This window comes from Pseudoalteromonas sp. P80D2 (assembly GCF_036680945.1).
GTDB lineage: Bacteria > Pseudomonadota > Gammaproteobacteria > Enterobacterales > Alteromonadaceae > Pseudoalteromonas > Pseudoalteromonas shioyasakiensis.
Map to the genome: position 1 here is coordinate 81,959 of NZ_JAZDAR010000029.1, position 15,268 is coordinate 97,226.

A 15,268-nucleotide genomic window follows, 5' to 3' on the forward strand; every position below is an offset into this window, starting at 1 on the left:
TTTTAGGTAAGTTAGCCGCTGTTTTTCTTATTTTTGAAGTCAATCGTGATTTTTCGCGCTAGAACGCAAAGCCATTGCCTCATCTTTAATTGCTTTTTATAGTGATAAAAATAACAAAAAGGGCAAAAAATTATGAAACCAACTCCACTATTTAAAAGCTTAGTGCTAGCAGTATGCTTAGGCGCAACAGGCGCCACTCAAGCTTACGATCGCATCACTGGCCATAACTTTGCTAGTCGTTCTGAAGTCATCGCACAATCAGGGATGGTTGCAACATCACAGCCGTTAGCTACGCAAGTGGGCTTACAAGTATTAAAAGACGGTGGTAATGCCATTGATGCAGCTATTGCGGCAAATGCAGTGCTTGGTTTGGTTGAACCGACCGGGTGTGGAATTGGTGGCGATTTATTTGCCATTGTTTGGGATAACAAAAGCAAGCAACTTTACGGTTTAAATGCCTCAGGTCGTTCACCACTAAGCTTGTCTTTTGATACTTTAAAAGCACAAGGTGACTACATTCCTGCTTATGGGCCCTTGCCTGTGTCGGTACCTGGTTGGTTTGAGTTACATAAAAAGTTTGGCAAAACACCAATGAAAGCCTTACTCCAACCTGCTATCGACTACGCTGAAAATGGCTTCCCTGTGTCTGAACTGATTGCTTATTACATGCAAAAAAGTGTGGCTGCTCGTGGTAAATACCCAGGCTTTAAAGATGTTTATATGGCAGATGGGGCTATGCCTGAAAAAGGAGAAATCTTTAAGAACCCAGCCCTTGCAAACACCTATCGTAAAATTGCCAAAGGCGGCCGCGATGCCTTTTACAAAGGCGATATTGCTAAAGAAATTGGTCGCTATATGAAAGAAAACGGCGGCTACTTATCGTATGAAGATTTAGCTGCGCACCATAGTGAATGGGTTAAGCCTGTGAGCGCCGATTATAGAGGGTATACGCTTTGGGAATTGCCACCAAATGGCCAAGGTATTGCTGCACAGCAAATTCTGAATATTCTTGAAGGTTACGATATTAAAGCAATGGGCTTTGATAGCCCTGAATACGTACACACCTTTGTTGAAGCGAAAAAACTCGCGTTTGCAGATCGTGCTAAGTACTACGCCGATCCAGCGTTTAACACTATTCCCGTACAAACACTTATATCGCAGCAATATGCTGACCAAAGACGCAAACTGATAGACCCTAACAAAGCCGCAAAACGTGACCACGCAGGCCCAGTAGAAGGCGATACCATTTATATGACGACCGCCGACAAAGACGGCAACATGGTTTCGCTTATTCAAAGTAATTACCGTGGCATGGGCTCAGGTATGACACCGGCAAAATTAGGCTTTGTATTGCAAAACCGTGGCGAAATGTTCGCCCTTAAAAAAGGCCACATGAACCAATATGAGCCAGGCAAACGACCATTTCATACAATCATTCCTGCTTTTGTCACCAAAGATGGCAAGCCATATATGAGTTATGGCGTAATGGGCGGCGCCACACAGCCTCAAATGCACGCTCAAATACTTATCAACATGATTGATTTTGGCATGAACCTGCAAGAAGCCGGTGATGCACCACGTATTCTGCACACAGGTTCATCGCAGCCAACCGGTGAGATTATGGAAGACGGTGGTTTTGTTAGCTTAGAGTCAGGTTTTTCAATGGAAACCCGCCGCGAGTTAATGAAAAAAGGCCACACTTTACAAGACGCGGTTGGCCCATACGGTGGTTATCAAGCAATATTGAAAGACCCAAAAACCGGCGTTTATTACGGCGCATCAGAAACCCGTAAAGACGGACAGGCTGCTGGGTATTAGGCTCGGGAGCTAACTCCCAACCACATACCCAGCAAAACCAAGCACTTTAAAATACTGTTTTGGGGTGCTGAAGCGGGTTTCATTCATTAACTCTGAAAAACGAATGCGGTCTAATGGGTAAAACTCGTGCTCTAGGTTGTGGCGCATGCGTTCTACGCCGACTTCGGTCAAACCTAACTGCGTACAGAGCTGTAGTTGAGATTCGCGCTCAAAAGCGGTTTCAGGGCGCATTAAATCGGCAATGTATAAGTTGCTCGATTTTTTAAGTTTGCTGTGAATCGCTTTTAACAGCGCTTTTTTATCGCCATTATCTTCAACAAAGTGCATTACCAGTAAACACAGTGCGGCGTCACATTGAGTGTCGATGTCGTTGATATCACCGCTGTGTGCTGTCACGCGGTCGCTAATGTTATGCTGGCCAAACTGTTGCTCGGCAATATCGAGCATGTCTTGTGAAATATCTTGAGCAATAAATTGCCAGCTTGGTTTCAGCGCCGCTAATTCGATGATTTCTTTACCTGTTCCGGCACCAACCACTAAAATGCACGCATCATCGCTCAGCGTGGTTGCTAATTGGGCTGCGGTTGCTTGATGTAATAGCTCATAACCTGGAACTAGGCGCAAAATGCGTTCATCGTAGTGATTTGCTTCTTCGTGATTAAAAGTTGGCATGCTAATCCTTTAAATAACTGAGATGGTCGAATAACCACCTGGTTTTTTCGCTACATGCACTTGCGTGGCTACGCGTTCGGTCATTTCTGATACGTGAGAAATAACCCCTACTTTGCGGCCTTGTGCTTGTAGTGAATCAAGAGCATCCATCGCGATGCTTAACGTTTCACTGTCCAACGTACCAAACCCTTCGTCGATAAACAAAGAGTTTATCTGTACTTTATTCGACGACAACGAAGCAAGCCCTAATGCCAGTGCTAACGACACTAAAAATGACTCACCGCCAGATAATGTATTAACAGAGCGCTGCTCATCGGCCATGTCTTTATCGATAATAGCGATATCGAGCGTTTGCCCTATGGCTGTTAATTTGTAGCGTTTATTTAGTGTCTGTAAGTGACTATTCGCATAATGTAGCAGTATTTTTAAAGTTTGCGTTTGCGCTAAATTACGCATGGTTTTACCGCTGGCATCCCCGAGCACCTTATTGAGTAAATGCCAGTGCTCATAGCTTTTTTGCTGTTCAACCAATTGCTTTTGTTTATCAGCCAGCGCTTGGCTATTTTGTTGATGGGTTTTAAGCTCAGTCGCAACTTGCAATAATGCGTTATTCGCTTGTACTTGTTGCTCTGTGGCTTGACTAAGCTGTAATTGCAGCTCATCTTCACCGAGAGCTGGCTTATCATTTTGATGCTGAGCCAGCGCTTGTTGTCGTTGTTTTAAAAGAGCCTCAGCGTCTTTTAAGCTACTCTCGGCGGTGTGGTAATCTGCCAGAGTTTGTTTGATTTCAGCGGGGCTTATTGTTAATAACTGACTAACGGCTTGCTCATCCAAGCTTGGGTGCTGCGCTTTAAAATCGTTAAACCACAGACTAAAGCGCTCATTAAGCGCTGCTTGCTCAGCGGTGAGCTCTTTTTCACGCTCGTCAATATTGGCGATTTGAATGGCTTGTTCGTCACGCGCCTTCACCGCATTACTATGGTTAGTCTGGGCAAGTTGCAGTGCCTGCTGCGCTGAATCTATCGCCTTTTCAAGCTCTGCTATAAACTCATCTACCGATATCGCCGCGTTACTAAATAAGCCCTCGCGCTTTGATTTTATCTGCGTGAGTTCGTTTTGAGTTTGGCTTAGTTGCTCGTTGCACTGAGTTAAGGAGGTATGTGCTTCGTTTAGCTGCGGAGTTACATGTGCAAGGTGCTGCTCAATGGCTTTTAAGCTAGTTTTAAGCTCATCTGCCGTTTGCAGCGAAGCTTGATAAGCCTCAACGTGCTCTGCAATGTTCTCTAAAGAAATGCTTTGTGTATTGAGTGCCTGCCACCAAGGTGCACTAGTGAACTGTTGATTCAGTGTCGTATAAAGCTGCTGATACTCATCATTGAGCTCGTTTAAGCGTGTTTGCTGATTATTCAGCTGTTGCTGTAATTCGTTTAACTGCTGCTCTTTGTTATGTAGCGCTTGCCCTTGCTGATTATACTCAGCTTGCTTAGCCGAAAGCGTGTTTTGCAGCTGCTGTTGCTGTTCAAGGGTTTTGTAGTACTGCTGTTTTTGCAAGCTTAGCTGTTGCTGACGCTCGTTTAACTGATCTTCGGTTAAATCATTTAGCTCAGTACGATTAGCTGCCATGGTTTCTTTGAGGCTCTGTTGTTGAGCGCTCAGCTCTGAGATTTGCCCAGTTAACGAGCTTATCTGTTGGCTGCATGCCGCCAGCTCATTACTTTTAGCTTGCTGTAATGCTTGCTGAGCTTTTAAGTGCTGTTTGGCGTTAGTTAGTTGGTTGGTAAAGTCGTTAATAAGTTGACTAAATTGCTCGTTAACCATTTCTTCATGCATAAAGGGGTGCTCTTTTGAGCCACATACAGCACACGGCTCCCCTGCTTTTAAGGTGGCACGTAACTGGCTGACCCCTTCACTGGCTCTTAATTGCACTTGTTGTAAGCTTTGCTCACAAAGCGAAACCTGCTGCTGCGCTTGCTCTGCCCCTTGCTGCGCATCTTTTAATGCTGTTTGTAGTTGCTGCTCAGTTTGGCTTAATGTGTTTAGCTGGGTTTGCCAATTTTTTAACTGCTGATGATTAGTTTGCCACACTTGGCGCTTTTCAATCAGGTGTTTAATCGCCTCAAGCCCCGCATCAATATCCGCCATTGATTGGGTGTTTAAACTCGATTTAAAGGCGGTATCCTGATCAACTAAGCGCTTAATTTCTTGCTCAAGGGCTTGGTATTGAGTTTTACACTGCTGCGCGGCTGCTTGCTGCTCATCAATTTTAGGTTGAAGAGCTTTTACGTTTTGCTGTGATTGGCTAATCGTGCGTTGTTGCTGGCTAAAGCGGCTTAACTCACTTTTAAAGAATGACCAGTCTTTTGCTAATGGTTGCCATTGTGCATGTGTTTCTAAATAGCTATTTATTTGTGCTTGTTGATCGAGCTGTTTTTGCTGCTCTGCTTTATGGCTATTTAGTGTATTAGTCAGCTCTTGATGATGGTGCTTAGCTTTCTCTGCTTGTACTTTTTGCGCCGCTGCTTGCTGGTTTAATACGGCAAGTTGCTTATCTAACTCACGGGCCTGGCTAATAATAGGCTGCGCGTCTTTTTGTGCTTGCTTTGCTTGGTTTAGTTGCGCGGTTTGCTTCTCAAGTGTTTGCTCAGCGTCTTTGATCAATGTTTTATGATCAACATTTAAAAGCTGCTCACGGTTTTTAATAAGTTGCCCATGTTGAGCAGCAATCGAAGTAACGCGCTCGCGGTTATCTTTTATTTCTAGGCATTGCTGGGCTTGTTTCGCTTCAGTGGCTTTTTCAGCAAGCGCGTGCATTTGTTGCTGTAACTCTTGCTTTGCTTGCTCTGCCTGGTTTAGCTGTTGTTGCTGCTGAGATGCTTGCTTGTACCACCCTTGGTACTGTTCAAATTGTTTTATTTGCTTTTGCAACTCAGCAAGTTTAGCTTCAAGCGCTTTTTGTTCTGCTTGTTTCGTTTCGACCTCTTCAGGGCTTAAAACCTGATAGTTACTTAAACTTAACTTTAACTGCTCTAATGCTTGCAGCTGTTCACGATGGCGTTCAAAAATTCGCTGACCAATACGGCTAAATTTATCGGTGCCTGTTAAGCATTCAAGTAGTTGCGCACGCTCATCCCCAGTTGCTTTTAAAAATGCTGCAAATTCATGTTGAGCAAGCAGCACAGCGCGTGAGAACTGTTCAAAGCTTAAACCGATAATACGCTCAATTTCTTTACTTGCAGCACTCCGATCGGCGATTAAGGCTTCATCAGGTAATGAGTACAGGCTATGTTGTGCGGGTTGTAATTTGCCATCGGCTTTATTACGCGCTCGGCTAAAACTTAACCTTGCTCGGTACTGCTGTTTATCTTGGCCAATGAAGTCAACTTCGGCATAGCCCTGCCCTGCCCCGCGGCGTAATAAGTTTCGCGAGTCATTGAGTTTGATATTGTCGCCGTTAAAGTCAATTTTATTGCCTGTATCGCCGCGTAACCTTGCGGTTTTATTATAAAGCGCTAAGCAAATGGCATCGAGTAATGTGCTTTTACCGGCGCCAGTATCACCCGTAATGGCAAACAGCCCTGCTTCTTTTAATGGTGAAGCGCTAAAGTCGACTTCGGCGTCTAAGATAGAGGCTAGTTGGTGAACACGAATCGCTAAAATTTTCATAGTAGGTCCTCTGCATTCAACTCATCGATCACTTGGCTTAGTAAGCCTTCTAATTCTTTTGGCACCGCCTGCCCTGCCATATCTTTATTGTTTGCAAATGCTTGCTCTAAAAGTGAATGTGGGTTTAGCGCTTCAATTTGCGAGACATCTTCAAATAGAGTTTGTTCATCGTCTTGCTGATTGCCCTGCTGACGTACTCTTTCAATGCCACAAAACTTAACCTGCTTACCTTCAAGAGCTTGTTCTATTTGCTCTCTAAAAGTGGTGTCAGTGTCATGGGCGCTCAATTTAACCCGCAGGTATGGCGCTAAATCTTCATCTGTTAAATCGAGCTGTTTTATAAGCTCACAGAGTTCGTTCAGTGGTACGCAGTCTTTTTCTGGTAGCAACATGACTTTACAAAAGCTAGGAATGTAAAGGGGGTTTACAGATGTACCTGAGTCACTAAGCTCGACTAGCACAACTTGATGCTGATAGCGTCTTTCAGAAAATGACATCGGCATAGGCGTGCCACTGTAGCGAATAGTTTCTTTTTTCGCGACTGTCTGAGCTTTATGAAGATGCCCTAGTGCAACATAATCAGGTTGATCAGTAAATATGCTTGCCGATATCGCATCTTCACCGCCAATCACTAAGTTACGTTCAGAATCAGATGAGATGTCTCCACCTTTTGCATGCAGGTGGCCCATAGCAATTAATGGCGCGTTTGGTAATTCGCTTGCTGCTTGTAATGCATCTTTGTAGGCAAGGGCAACTGCTTGGTTGTAACTTAACGGTTGCTCTTGTTGGCGGTTATAACTGCTTAAATCACTGCTACGTAAAAATGGCATAGCAACAACATTCGCATCGCCATTTTTTGTGCTGATTGGCAGTACTACTTCATGAGGAGCGTTGCTATCAAAGCGGCCAACAACATGGGTATCAAACTGAGCCAATAAAGGTTTTGCCGCCATAATACGATTTGCTGAATCATGGTTACCAGCAATAATCACTATGTGTAAGTCAGGGCAATGCTGCTTAGTGGTTTTAATAAATTGGTAGAGTTGGTTTTCTGCGCTGGCAGGTGGCGTTGCCGTATGATAAATGTCACCCGCAACCAGTAGTAAGTCGATCTGTTCTGACACAAGCGTATCGGTTAACCAAGCTAGAAATGCTTGATGCTCATCGAATCGGGAATGCTCGTAGAATTGTTGGCCTAAATGCCAATCAGATGTATGAAGGACTTTCATTAAACGCTCTTATTATTTATTAAGAGCGTCAATATACCTAAGCTGAGCCAAGATGCCCAGCCTGGTTTGTTAACTTAAGCTATACCAAGCAAAAACCACCATAGGCAATGCTAACAATGCCATTATCATAGGTACTTTAAGCGCTTTGGTTTGCTTAGCTTGTAAAATCTTAAGGGCATTTGTTTCATTACATGCCGCTACTTTGTCGATATAAAAATACCCTGAATCTAGGTACTGCTTACAATTTTGTTCGTCCGCTGGAATTGCAATTAGTTCTTGTTGTTTTTTTAGGATATAGAAATCCATACGCTCACCGAATTCTATGCTGATTACCAAACATTTTGGGGTTTAAAATGCATGCTTCGCAGACCCCAAAATCAAAAAAGTGGGCGATTTTAAATACAAATGGCAGTAAATTTCAATAGCAAATGTCGCAAAATTTAATTTATTGCAAAAATAATGGCAATTAAGGATAAAATTACCAGTGCAGTCGGGTAAATTAGCCACTTTTTAGACCCATTTACACTCGGGTTCGTGCGAGATAATGCATCTGACTCATCACAAGCTGCAATCACTTCGACAAATTCAAATCCGCGTTCTTTGTACTCGTTTAGAATCGATTCTTGAGCAGGAATGGCTGCTAAACGAGAGTCTTTTTTTACAATATAAAACTTCATCTAATCACCCTTTCATCATTAACTAGAATTTAAGCAGAGTATCTACTTATCAACTGTAATACTTTGGGATGAATTAGTGCTGAACTAAAATTAACCAGTGTTTTGTAAAGGGGGTTTACAAGGTGTTAATCAAGGCAATTTTTTTGTGAAAAATAGGTCTTCAATAAAACATCGAATACTACCCGAAAAATCCCGCACTTTATCGTTATTTTATTGCAACTTTGTTAGCAGTTTGCGATGGTACGCTGGCAAATTAATTACAGGATTAACAATGAAAAAAGCAGTTCTCAAATTGAGTGCTTTGGTATTGCCTTTAGCAGTATCTTCAGCTGTGATGGCGTCATCTGTTGAGCAAACTAAAGGCTCATTCGTTGACAAGTTCCGTCAGCTAGATGAAGCACTTCCAACTCCAAACGTATACCGTAGTGCAGCCGGTGAACCCGCTGAAAATTACTGGCAACAGCAAGTAAACTACGACATCGATGTAAAGCTTGATGAAAAGAAACGCCGCTTAACAGCAAGCCAAACTATCGAATACAAAAATAACTCGCCGCACACGTTAAAGTACCTTTGGTTACAACTAGACCAAAATATCTTTAAATCTGACTCAATTGCTGAAATGACATCTACTTTCAATGGTAAAACATTGCAAGGTGACCCTCAGCCAAAATCAACTAAATTGAGCTTAGGTCAGTTACGTCGTCAGCAATTCATGGCCGACAACGAGCTGGGTTATCAAATCGCCAATGTTAAAGACGAAGACGGAAAAGAGCTTAAAGTTACTGTAGTAGATACCTTAATGCGTATCGACTTAAACGAGCCGCTTAAACCGGGTAAAGACGTTGAGTTCAGCATGGACTTCGCCTTTAACATTGTTGAAGAAGACGCCGTTGGCGCGCGTTCAGGTTATGAACACTTTGAAGAAGATGGTAACGATATCTTTTTATTAGCGCAGTGGTTCCCTCGTCTTGCTGCATACACTGACTATGAAGCCTGGACTAACAAAGCTTTCTTAGGAAGCGGTGAGTTTACGCTTGAGTTTGGTGACTACGATGTAGAAATTACAGTACCTGCTGATCACATCGTATCGGCAACAGGTAAGCTTGATAACCCAAGCAGCGTTCTGACTAGCACACAGCGTAAGCGTCTTGAACAAGCTGAAGATGCTAAGCGCCCTGTTTTCATCGTGACTGAAGAAGAAGCGTTAGAAAACGAGAAAGAAGGCACAAACAAAACTAAAACATGGCACTTTAAAGCTGAAAACGTACGTGACTTTGCGTGGGCTTCTTCACGTAAGTTTATGTGGGACGCAAAAGGCTATCATCAAGGCGGTAAAGATCAGCCGTTAGTAATGGCAATGTCTTTCTACCCGAAAGAAGGTGGCGACCTTTGGAAGAAGTACTCTACTGAAGCTGTTGTTCATACAATGGAAGTGTATTCACGCTTCTCGTTTGACTACCCTTACCCTGTGGCTCAGTCTGTAAATGGTCCTGTAGGTGGTATGGAATATCCAATGATCACCTTCAATGGCCCGCGTACTGACCTACAAGACGACGGTACACGTACTTACTCACAAGCAGAAAAGCGTTTCTTAATCGGCGTTGTTATCCACGAAGTAGGTCACATTTACTTCCCTATGGTGGTTAACTCTGATGAACGTCAATGGACGTGGATGGATGAAGGTCTTAACAGCTTCTTAGATGGTGTTGCTGGTCGTGAATGGGACCACACAATTCCTTGGGGTGTTGAGCCTCGCGATGTTGTTGCATACATGAAGTCTGAAAACCAAGTGCCTGTTATGACTCAGTCAGACAGCGTATTACGTTTAGGCCCTAATGCTTATACTAAGCCTGCTGCTGCACTTAACATTTTACGTGAAGTGATCCTTGGCCGTGAGTTATTCGACTTTGCATTTAAAGAATATGCACAGCGTTGGAAGTACAAGCGCCCTACTCCAGCTGATTTCTTCCGTACTATGGAAGAAGCGTCAGGTGTTGACCTTGATTGGTTCTGGCGTGGTTGGTTCTATACCACAGATCACGTTGATATCTCGCTAGACAAGGTTTACCAACTTCGTTTAGATACCAAAAACCCTGATATCGACTTTAATCGTTTACGTGATATCGAAGCTGACAAGCCAATGCCGTTATTCGTAAAACGTAATAAAGAAGAAGGCAAAAAACTGTGGGTTGAAGAAAACCCAGACGTAACTGACTTCTACGACGAAAACGACCGCTTCACAGTAACTAACAAAGAGCGTAACGCGTATAACAAATTCCTTAAAGGTTTAGAGCCTTGGGAACGTAAAACGTTTGAGCGTGCAATCAAAGAAGATAAAAACTACTACGTACTTGAGTTCTCAAACTTAGGTGGCTTAGTCATGCCTATCTTACTTGAGCTTACTTATGAAGATGGTACGAAAGAAGAGCAGTACATTCCGGCTGAAATCTGGCGTCGTAACCACAAGCATGTACAAAAGCTAATTGTTACAGAAAAAGGTAAAAACCTAGTGTCTGTTACAGTCGATCCACGCTGGGAAACAGCGGATGTTGATGTAGAAAACAACAACTACCCGCGTCGTATTATTCCATCGCGTATCGAAGTGTACAAACGTGAGAAGAGTAAAGCGAAAGTTAGCCGCGATATCATGCAAGATATTAAAACTGAGCTGAAAAAAGACGACGAAAAAGATGCTGAGGAGCAACAATAATGCGCTTTACAGCCATTATTCTTGCTCTATTACTGAGTGCGCCAACTATGGCGCACCAGTTAAAAGCGTCTGTGACTACCGTGTTATTTAACAAACGGACTAACAACATAGAGCTGATGCATCGTTTTTATTTACATGATACAGAACACGCCGTTGAACATTTGTTTGACGGCAATGCTGATATCTTAAGTAATAAAGAAGATCAAAAGCGTTTTGCTGATTATGTTGAGTCACATATTGCTCTACAAACTTTAGGTGGCAAACCACTTGAACTTAAAGATGTGGGTGCGCAAGTTGATGGTAAATTCTTTTGGGTTTATCAAGAAGTCACGATACCAGAGGGAATTCATGGTATTCGTATGAGCAACGGAGCACTTCGTGACCTATGGCCAGCACAAGTAAATATGGTAAACATTGAAGGCAAAGGTAAAGTTAAAACTCTTACGTTTAGTCAAGATGACACTTGGCTTGAGGCAAGGTTTGAGCCTGTTGAACCATAATTTTCTTATACTAAAGGATTAAAAAAGTTACTTTTTTAATCCTTTGATCCTTTAATTAACCCATTTCGTAAACTATCTTATTAATGGGCTTCAAAATTTTCCCAACTCTCATATACAGGGATTTATATGACTATCCATGACAACAATATCCGTGGTGTAATCTTTGACTTAGATGGTACTTTGGTTTCATCAGAGTTGGATTTTTCGCTTATCAAAGCGCAGGTAGGCTGTCCTGTTGAGAATGACTTACTTGCTTACATTGCATCATTACCTTCGCCTTACATGCGTGAAGAGGCGATGAACATAGTCCATCAGCATGAACTCATAGATGCACAACACGCTCATTTATTGCCAGGTGTTGCTGAGGCAATTACTAGGCTGAAAGAAAATAATATCCCGATGGCGATTGTAACTCGTAACTACGACCGTGCAGCCGCTATTAAATTAAAGAATAATCCCTTACCAATAGAAACTGTGCTGACTCGCTCTGATGCGCCAGCTAAGCCTGATCCAAGTGCCTTGAATGCGATTGCTACACTATGGGAGCTTGATCAGTCTGAGTTACTATATGTTGGCGATTACTTATTTGATATTCAGGCTGCGCATAATGCCAATATGCGTGCTTGCTTGTACGCACCAGATGAAATTCCTGAGTATGCGAATCAGGCCGATTATGTAATGCATCATTTTTCAGAACTACCTACTTTGGTTGACTCATTCCAAGAAAATAAGGTGTTATGTTAAATAGCCTTGTTTTTAATTTTTCCTGAGATTTATTGTTAGTTTTTTATTTTTCTAAATGTCCTAGTACTAGCCCAAGCCGTCATGAGTTGCTAAAATATCGGCAATTATCAAATGTATTCATAGAGGCATAAGATGGGCAGAGCATTTGAAGTCCGCAAAAACGCCATGGCTAAAACAGCCAATGCAAAAACTAAAGTAAATTCTAAGTACGGTAAAGAAATCTACGTTGTTGCTAAAAATGGCGAACCAGATCCAGAAGTTAACCAAGCGCTAAAACGTATTATTGAGCGTGCAAAAAAAGACCAAGTTCCAGCACACGTAATCGATAATGCAATCAAAAAAGCAGCCGGTGGAGCAGGGGAAGACTATTCTCCAGCACGTTACGAAGGCTATGGCCCTGGTAACTGTATGGTAATTGTAGACTGTTTAACTGATAACCCTAACCGTACTATCAAAGATGTACGTTTACCGTTTACAAAAACAGATTCAAAAATTGGCACACCGGGTTGTGTAGCGCATATGTTCGATCACTTAGCTGTTTTAGGCTTTGAAGGTGATGACGACGAAGTTGTACTTGAAGCGCTGATGATGGCTGATGTAGACGTAACGGATGTAGAAGTAGAAGATGGCAAAGTGTCAGTTTTCGCTCCACATACAGAGTACTACAAAGCAAAAACAGCCCTTGAAGAAGCATTTGAAGGTATTAACTTTGAAGTAGACGAAATTACGTTTGTTCCACAAGTTCATACTGACATCACTGATCCAGATGATATCGCAAACTTTGAAAAGTTTATTTCTATGCTTGATGACTGTGATGACGTGCAAAACGTTTATCACAATGCGATTGTCAAAAACTAATTTTAAAAAAATTAGTACGTATTAGTACGTAAAAAGGGGCATTTGGTAACAAATGCCCCTTTTTTAATAGATTTTTATTATGCCGTGAATGATGAGTATTCACTGTCGTTATGAGTTCAATTGATATTAGTCAAAAAAAAGCAGCCCTTAGGCTGCTATGAACGACACATGAAACTCGAAGGAGAGTTGTGTAGTGGCTAATTTAACGACTTATATTTTATACGGAACGCATGCAATAATGGTTCAGTATAACCACTAGGTTGTTTAACTCCCTCTAAAACAAGGGCTAACGCTGCTTGATAAGCAACGCTTTGCGCTAAGGTTTCGGCTGAATCAGCCATATTTTTGTAAGCAGGATCACCTTCATTTTGGCCATCAACGACTTTCGCCATGCGTGCCATGGTTTTTCTAATTTGCTCTTCAGAACAAACACCATGATACAGCCAGTTGGCCATGTGTTGGCTTGAAATACGGAGTGTGGCACGGTCTTCCATCAAGCCTACATGGTTGATGTCTGGTACTTTTGAGCAACCAATACCTTGGTCAATCCAACGCACAACATAACCTAAAATACCCTGTGCATTGTTATCAAGTTCGGCTTGAATATCTTCTTTGCTTAAGCTGCTGGCATCTTTCATAAGCGGTGGAGTGAGTAAGCTGGTAAGGCTTGCTTCTTTGCGGTCCATAAGCGCTTTTTGACAAGCAAATACATCAATATCGTGATAATGCATAGCATGCAGTGTTGCAGCAGTAGGAGAGGGCACCCACGCGGTATTTGCACCACTTTTAGGGTGACCACTTTTTTGTTCCATCATTAACGCCATTTTATCTGGCATTGGCCACATGCCTTTACCAATCTGTGCTTTACCACTAAGGCCTGTTGCAAGACCAATATCTACGTTGCGGTCTTCGTATGCGCTGATCCAAGGCTCAAGTTTAATAGCGCCTTTTGGCAGTACTACACCTGCTTGCATTGAAGTATGAATTTCGTCACCAGTGCGGTCTAAGAAGCCGGTATTGATGAATACAACACGCTTTTTAGCTTCAAAAATACAGGCTTTTAAGTTAGCTGAAGTACGACGTTCTTCATCCATAATACCCATTTTAATGGTGTTTGCTGGTAAGCCTAGCAGCTGCTCAACGCGGGTAAATAGGGTATTAGTGAATGCCACTTCTTCTGGGCCATGCATTTTTGGTTTAACAATGTTAATGCTATTAGCCGTTGAATTTTTGAGGGTGCTTGTGCCTTTTAAATCATGAAGCGCTGCGGTGCTGGTGATAATGGCATCCATAATGCCTTCAAACACGTCATTGCCTTCACTATCTTGGATAGCTGGGTTAGTCATTAAATGGCCAACGTTACGCACAAACATCATGCTACGGCCTTTTAGCGTGATTGTTTCCCCATTTACACCTTGATATTGGCGGTCTTGTGCTAAACGGCGCTCAATGGTTTTGCCATCTTTGTTAAATGCTTCTACAAGGTTTCCTTGCATTAAACCAAGCCAGTTTTGATAAACGTTTACTTTGTCTTCGGCATCAACGGCAGCAACAGAATCTTCACAGTCCATAATTGTTGTAAGGGCTGCTTCTAGTAGTACATCTTTAAGGCCTGCTTTATCTGCTTGGCCTATTGGGTGATGGTGATCGATTTGCAGCTCTATATGTAAGCCATTATTTTTCAATAAGATAGCGCTTGGGTTTTGCGCTTCACCTTGGTAGCCAATAAGTTGTTCAGGATTTGCTAAACGAACCTGACTACTGTCACGTAATGTGATTAAAAGCTCATTATTTACCACCGAATAGCTGGTGCTTTCGATGTGTGAGCCATTTGCTAAAGGCAATGCTTTATCGAGGAACTGGCGGGCATAAGCCATTACTTTAAAGCCACGTACAGGGTTGTATGTAGAGCCTTTCTCAGCGCCGTCGTCTTCACTCAACACATCAGTGCCGTATAGCGCATCATACAAAGAGCCCCAGCGAGCATTTGCTGCATTTAAGGCAAAGCGTGCATTGCTTACTGGCACAACAAGCTGCGGCCCTGCAGTGCTTGCGATTTCAGGCTCTACTTGCTCTGTTTCTATACTGAAGCTAGCGGGTTCAGGAACGAGGTAGCCAATGTCTTCAAGGAATGCTTGATAGTTAGTTGTATCCCATACCGGCTGCTGCTTGTGATAGTCATCAATCTTAGCTTGTAGTTGTTCGCGTTTTTCTAAAAGTGCACGATTGATTGGCGTTAGTTCATTGACGATATCAGCAAAACCTTGCCAAAAGGTGTCTGTGCTAATGCCTGTTCCAGGTAAAAGTTGCTGTTCAACAAACTGTGCAAGTTGTTGATCAACGCTTAAACCGTTAAGTGAGAGAGTGGTCATAATAATGTCCTTTAAACGAGCTTAA

The 15,268-nt window shown here is 42.6% G+C and carries 11 protein-coding genes; 5 read left to right on the plus strand and 6 right to left on the minus strand.

What is annotated here, in order from left to right; all coding sequences use genetic code 11:
• Window positions 1-132: 132 nt before the first annotated feature.
• A complete protein-coding gene (ggt, locus tag VRK28_RS08060; protein WP_332393700.1) occupies window positions 133-1,818 on the plus strand; it encodes a gamma-glutamyltransferase in 1,686 nt (561 codons plus the stop codon).
• A 9-nt stretch (window positions 1,819-1,827) separates the two neighbouring features.
• Here the strand turns inward: ggt and VRK28_RS08065 are convergent, their stop codons facing one another.
• The 5 genes from VRK28_RS08065 to VRK28_RS08085 all read right to left on the minus strand — a co-directional run bounded on the left by VRK28_RS08065 (window position 1,828) and on the right by VRK28_RS08085 (window position 8,059).
• Window positions 1,828-2,490 (minus strand): class I SAM-dependent methyltransferase, encoded by a 663-nt coding sequence (locus VRK28_RS08065; protein WP_062565436.1) that lies wholly within the window; start codon window positions 2,488-2,490, stop codon window positions 1,828-1,830.
• A 9-nt stretch (window positions 2,491-2,499) separates the two neighbouring features.
• The gene (locus VRK28_RS08070; protein ID WP_062565435.1) at window positions 2,500-6,153 is read right to left on the minus strand and encodes an SbcC/MukB-like Walker B domain-containing protein; all 3,654 of its coding nucleotides are present in this window, start codon (window positions 6,151-6,153) and stop codon (window positions 2,500-2,502) included.
• Window positions 6,150-7,382: an exonuclease SbcCD subunit D C-terminal domain-containing protein gene (locus VRK28_RS08075; protein WP_130167485.1), complete on the minus strand. Its 1,233-nt coding sequence runs from the start codon at window positions 7,380-7,382 to the stop codon at window positions 6,150-6,152. The genes VRK28_RS08070 and VRK28_RS08075 overlap by 4 nt, the downstream gene beginning before the upstream one ends.
• A gap of 69 nt (window positions 7,383-7,451) precedes the next feature.
• Window positions 7,452-7,688 (minus strand): hypothetical protein, encoded by a 237-nt coding sequence (locus tag VRK28_RS08080; protein ID WP_054553375.1) that lies wholly within the window; start codon window positions 7,686-7,688, stop codon window positions 7,452-7,454.
• Window positions 7,689-7,822: 134 nt separating this feature from the next.
• On the minus strand, window positions 7,823-8,059 hold the full coding sequence (locus VRK28_RS08085) for a hypothetical protein (protein ID WP_054563150.1): 237 nt from the start codon (window positions 8,057-8,059) through the stop codon (window positions 7,823-7,825).
• Window positions 8,060-8,330: 271 nt separating this feature from the next.
• Here VRK28_RS08085 and VRK28_RS08090 point away from each other — a divergent pair, with 271 nt between their 5' ends.
• The 4 genes from VRK28_RS08090 to VRK28_RS08105 all read left to right on the plus strand — a co-directional run bounded on the left by VRK28_RS08090 (window position 8,331) and on the right by VRK28_RS08105 (window position 12,871).
• Window positions 8,331-10,769 carry a M1 family metallopeptidase gene (locus VRK28_RS08090; RefSeq protein ID WP_062565432.1) on the plus strand — a complete coding sequence of 813 codons (2,439 nt, stop codon included), beginning with the start codon at window positions 8,331-8,333 and terminating at the stop codon, window positions 10,767-10,769.
• Window positions 10,769-11,269 carry a DUF6702 family protein gene (locus tag VRK28_RS08095; protein WP_304637666.1) on the plus strand — a complete coding sequence of 167 codons (501 nt, stop codon included), beginning with the start codon at window positions 10,769-10,771 and terminating at the stop codon, window positions 11,267-11,269. Before VRK28_RS08090 ends, VRK28_RS08095 begins: the two co-directional genes overlap by 1 nt.
• Window positions 11,270-11,395: 126 nt before the next feature.
• Window positions 11,396-12,013 (plus strand): HAD family hydrolase, encoded by a 618-nt coding sequence (locus tag VRK28_RS08100; protein ID WP_055021253.1) that lies wholly within the window; start codon window positions 11,396-11,398, stop codon window positions 12,011-12,013.
• 132 nt (window positions 12,014-12,145) lie between these two features.
• Window positions 12,146-12,871, plus strand: a complete 726-nt coding sequence (locus VRK28_RS08105; RefSeq protein ID WP_054553380.1) for a YebC/PmpR family DNA-binding transcriptional regulator — start codon at window positions 12,146-12,148, stop codon at window positions 12,869-12,871.
• Window positions 12,872-13,068: 197 nt separating this feature from the next.
• On the opposite strand, the gene VRK28_RS08110 is transcribed toward VRK28_RS08105, so the two are convergent.
• Window positions 13,069-15,243 carry a malate synthase G gene (locus VRK28_RS08110; RefSeq protein WP_290442215.1) on the minus strand — a complete coding sequence of 725 codons (2,175 nt, stop codon included), beginning with the start codon at window positions 15,241-15,243 and terminating at the stop codon, window positions 13,069-13,071.
• Window positions 15,244-15,268 lie beyond the last annotated feature (25 nt).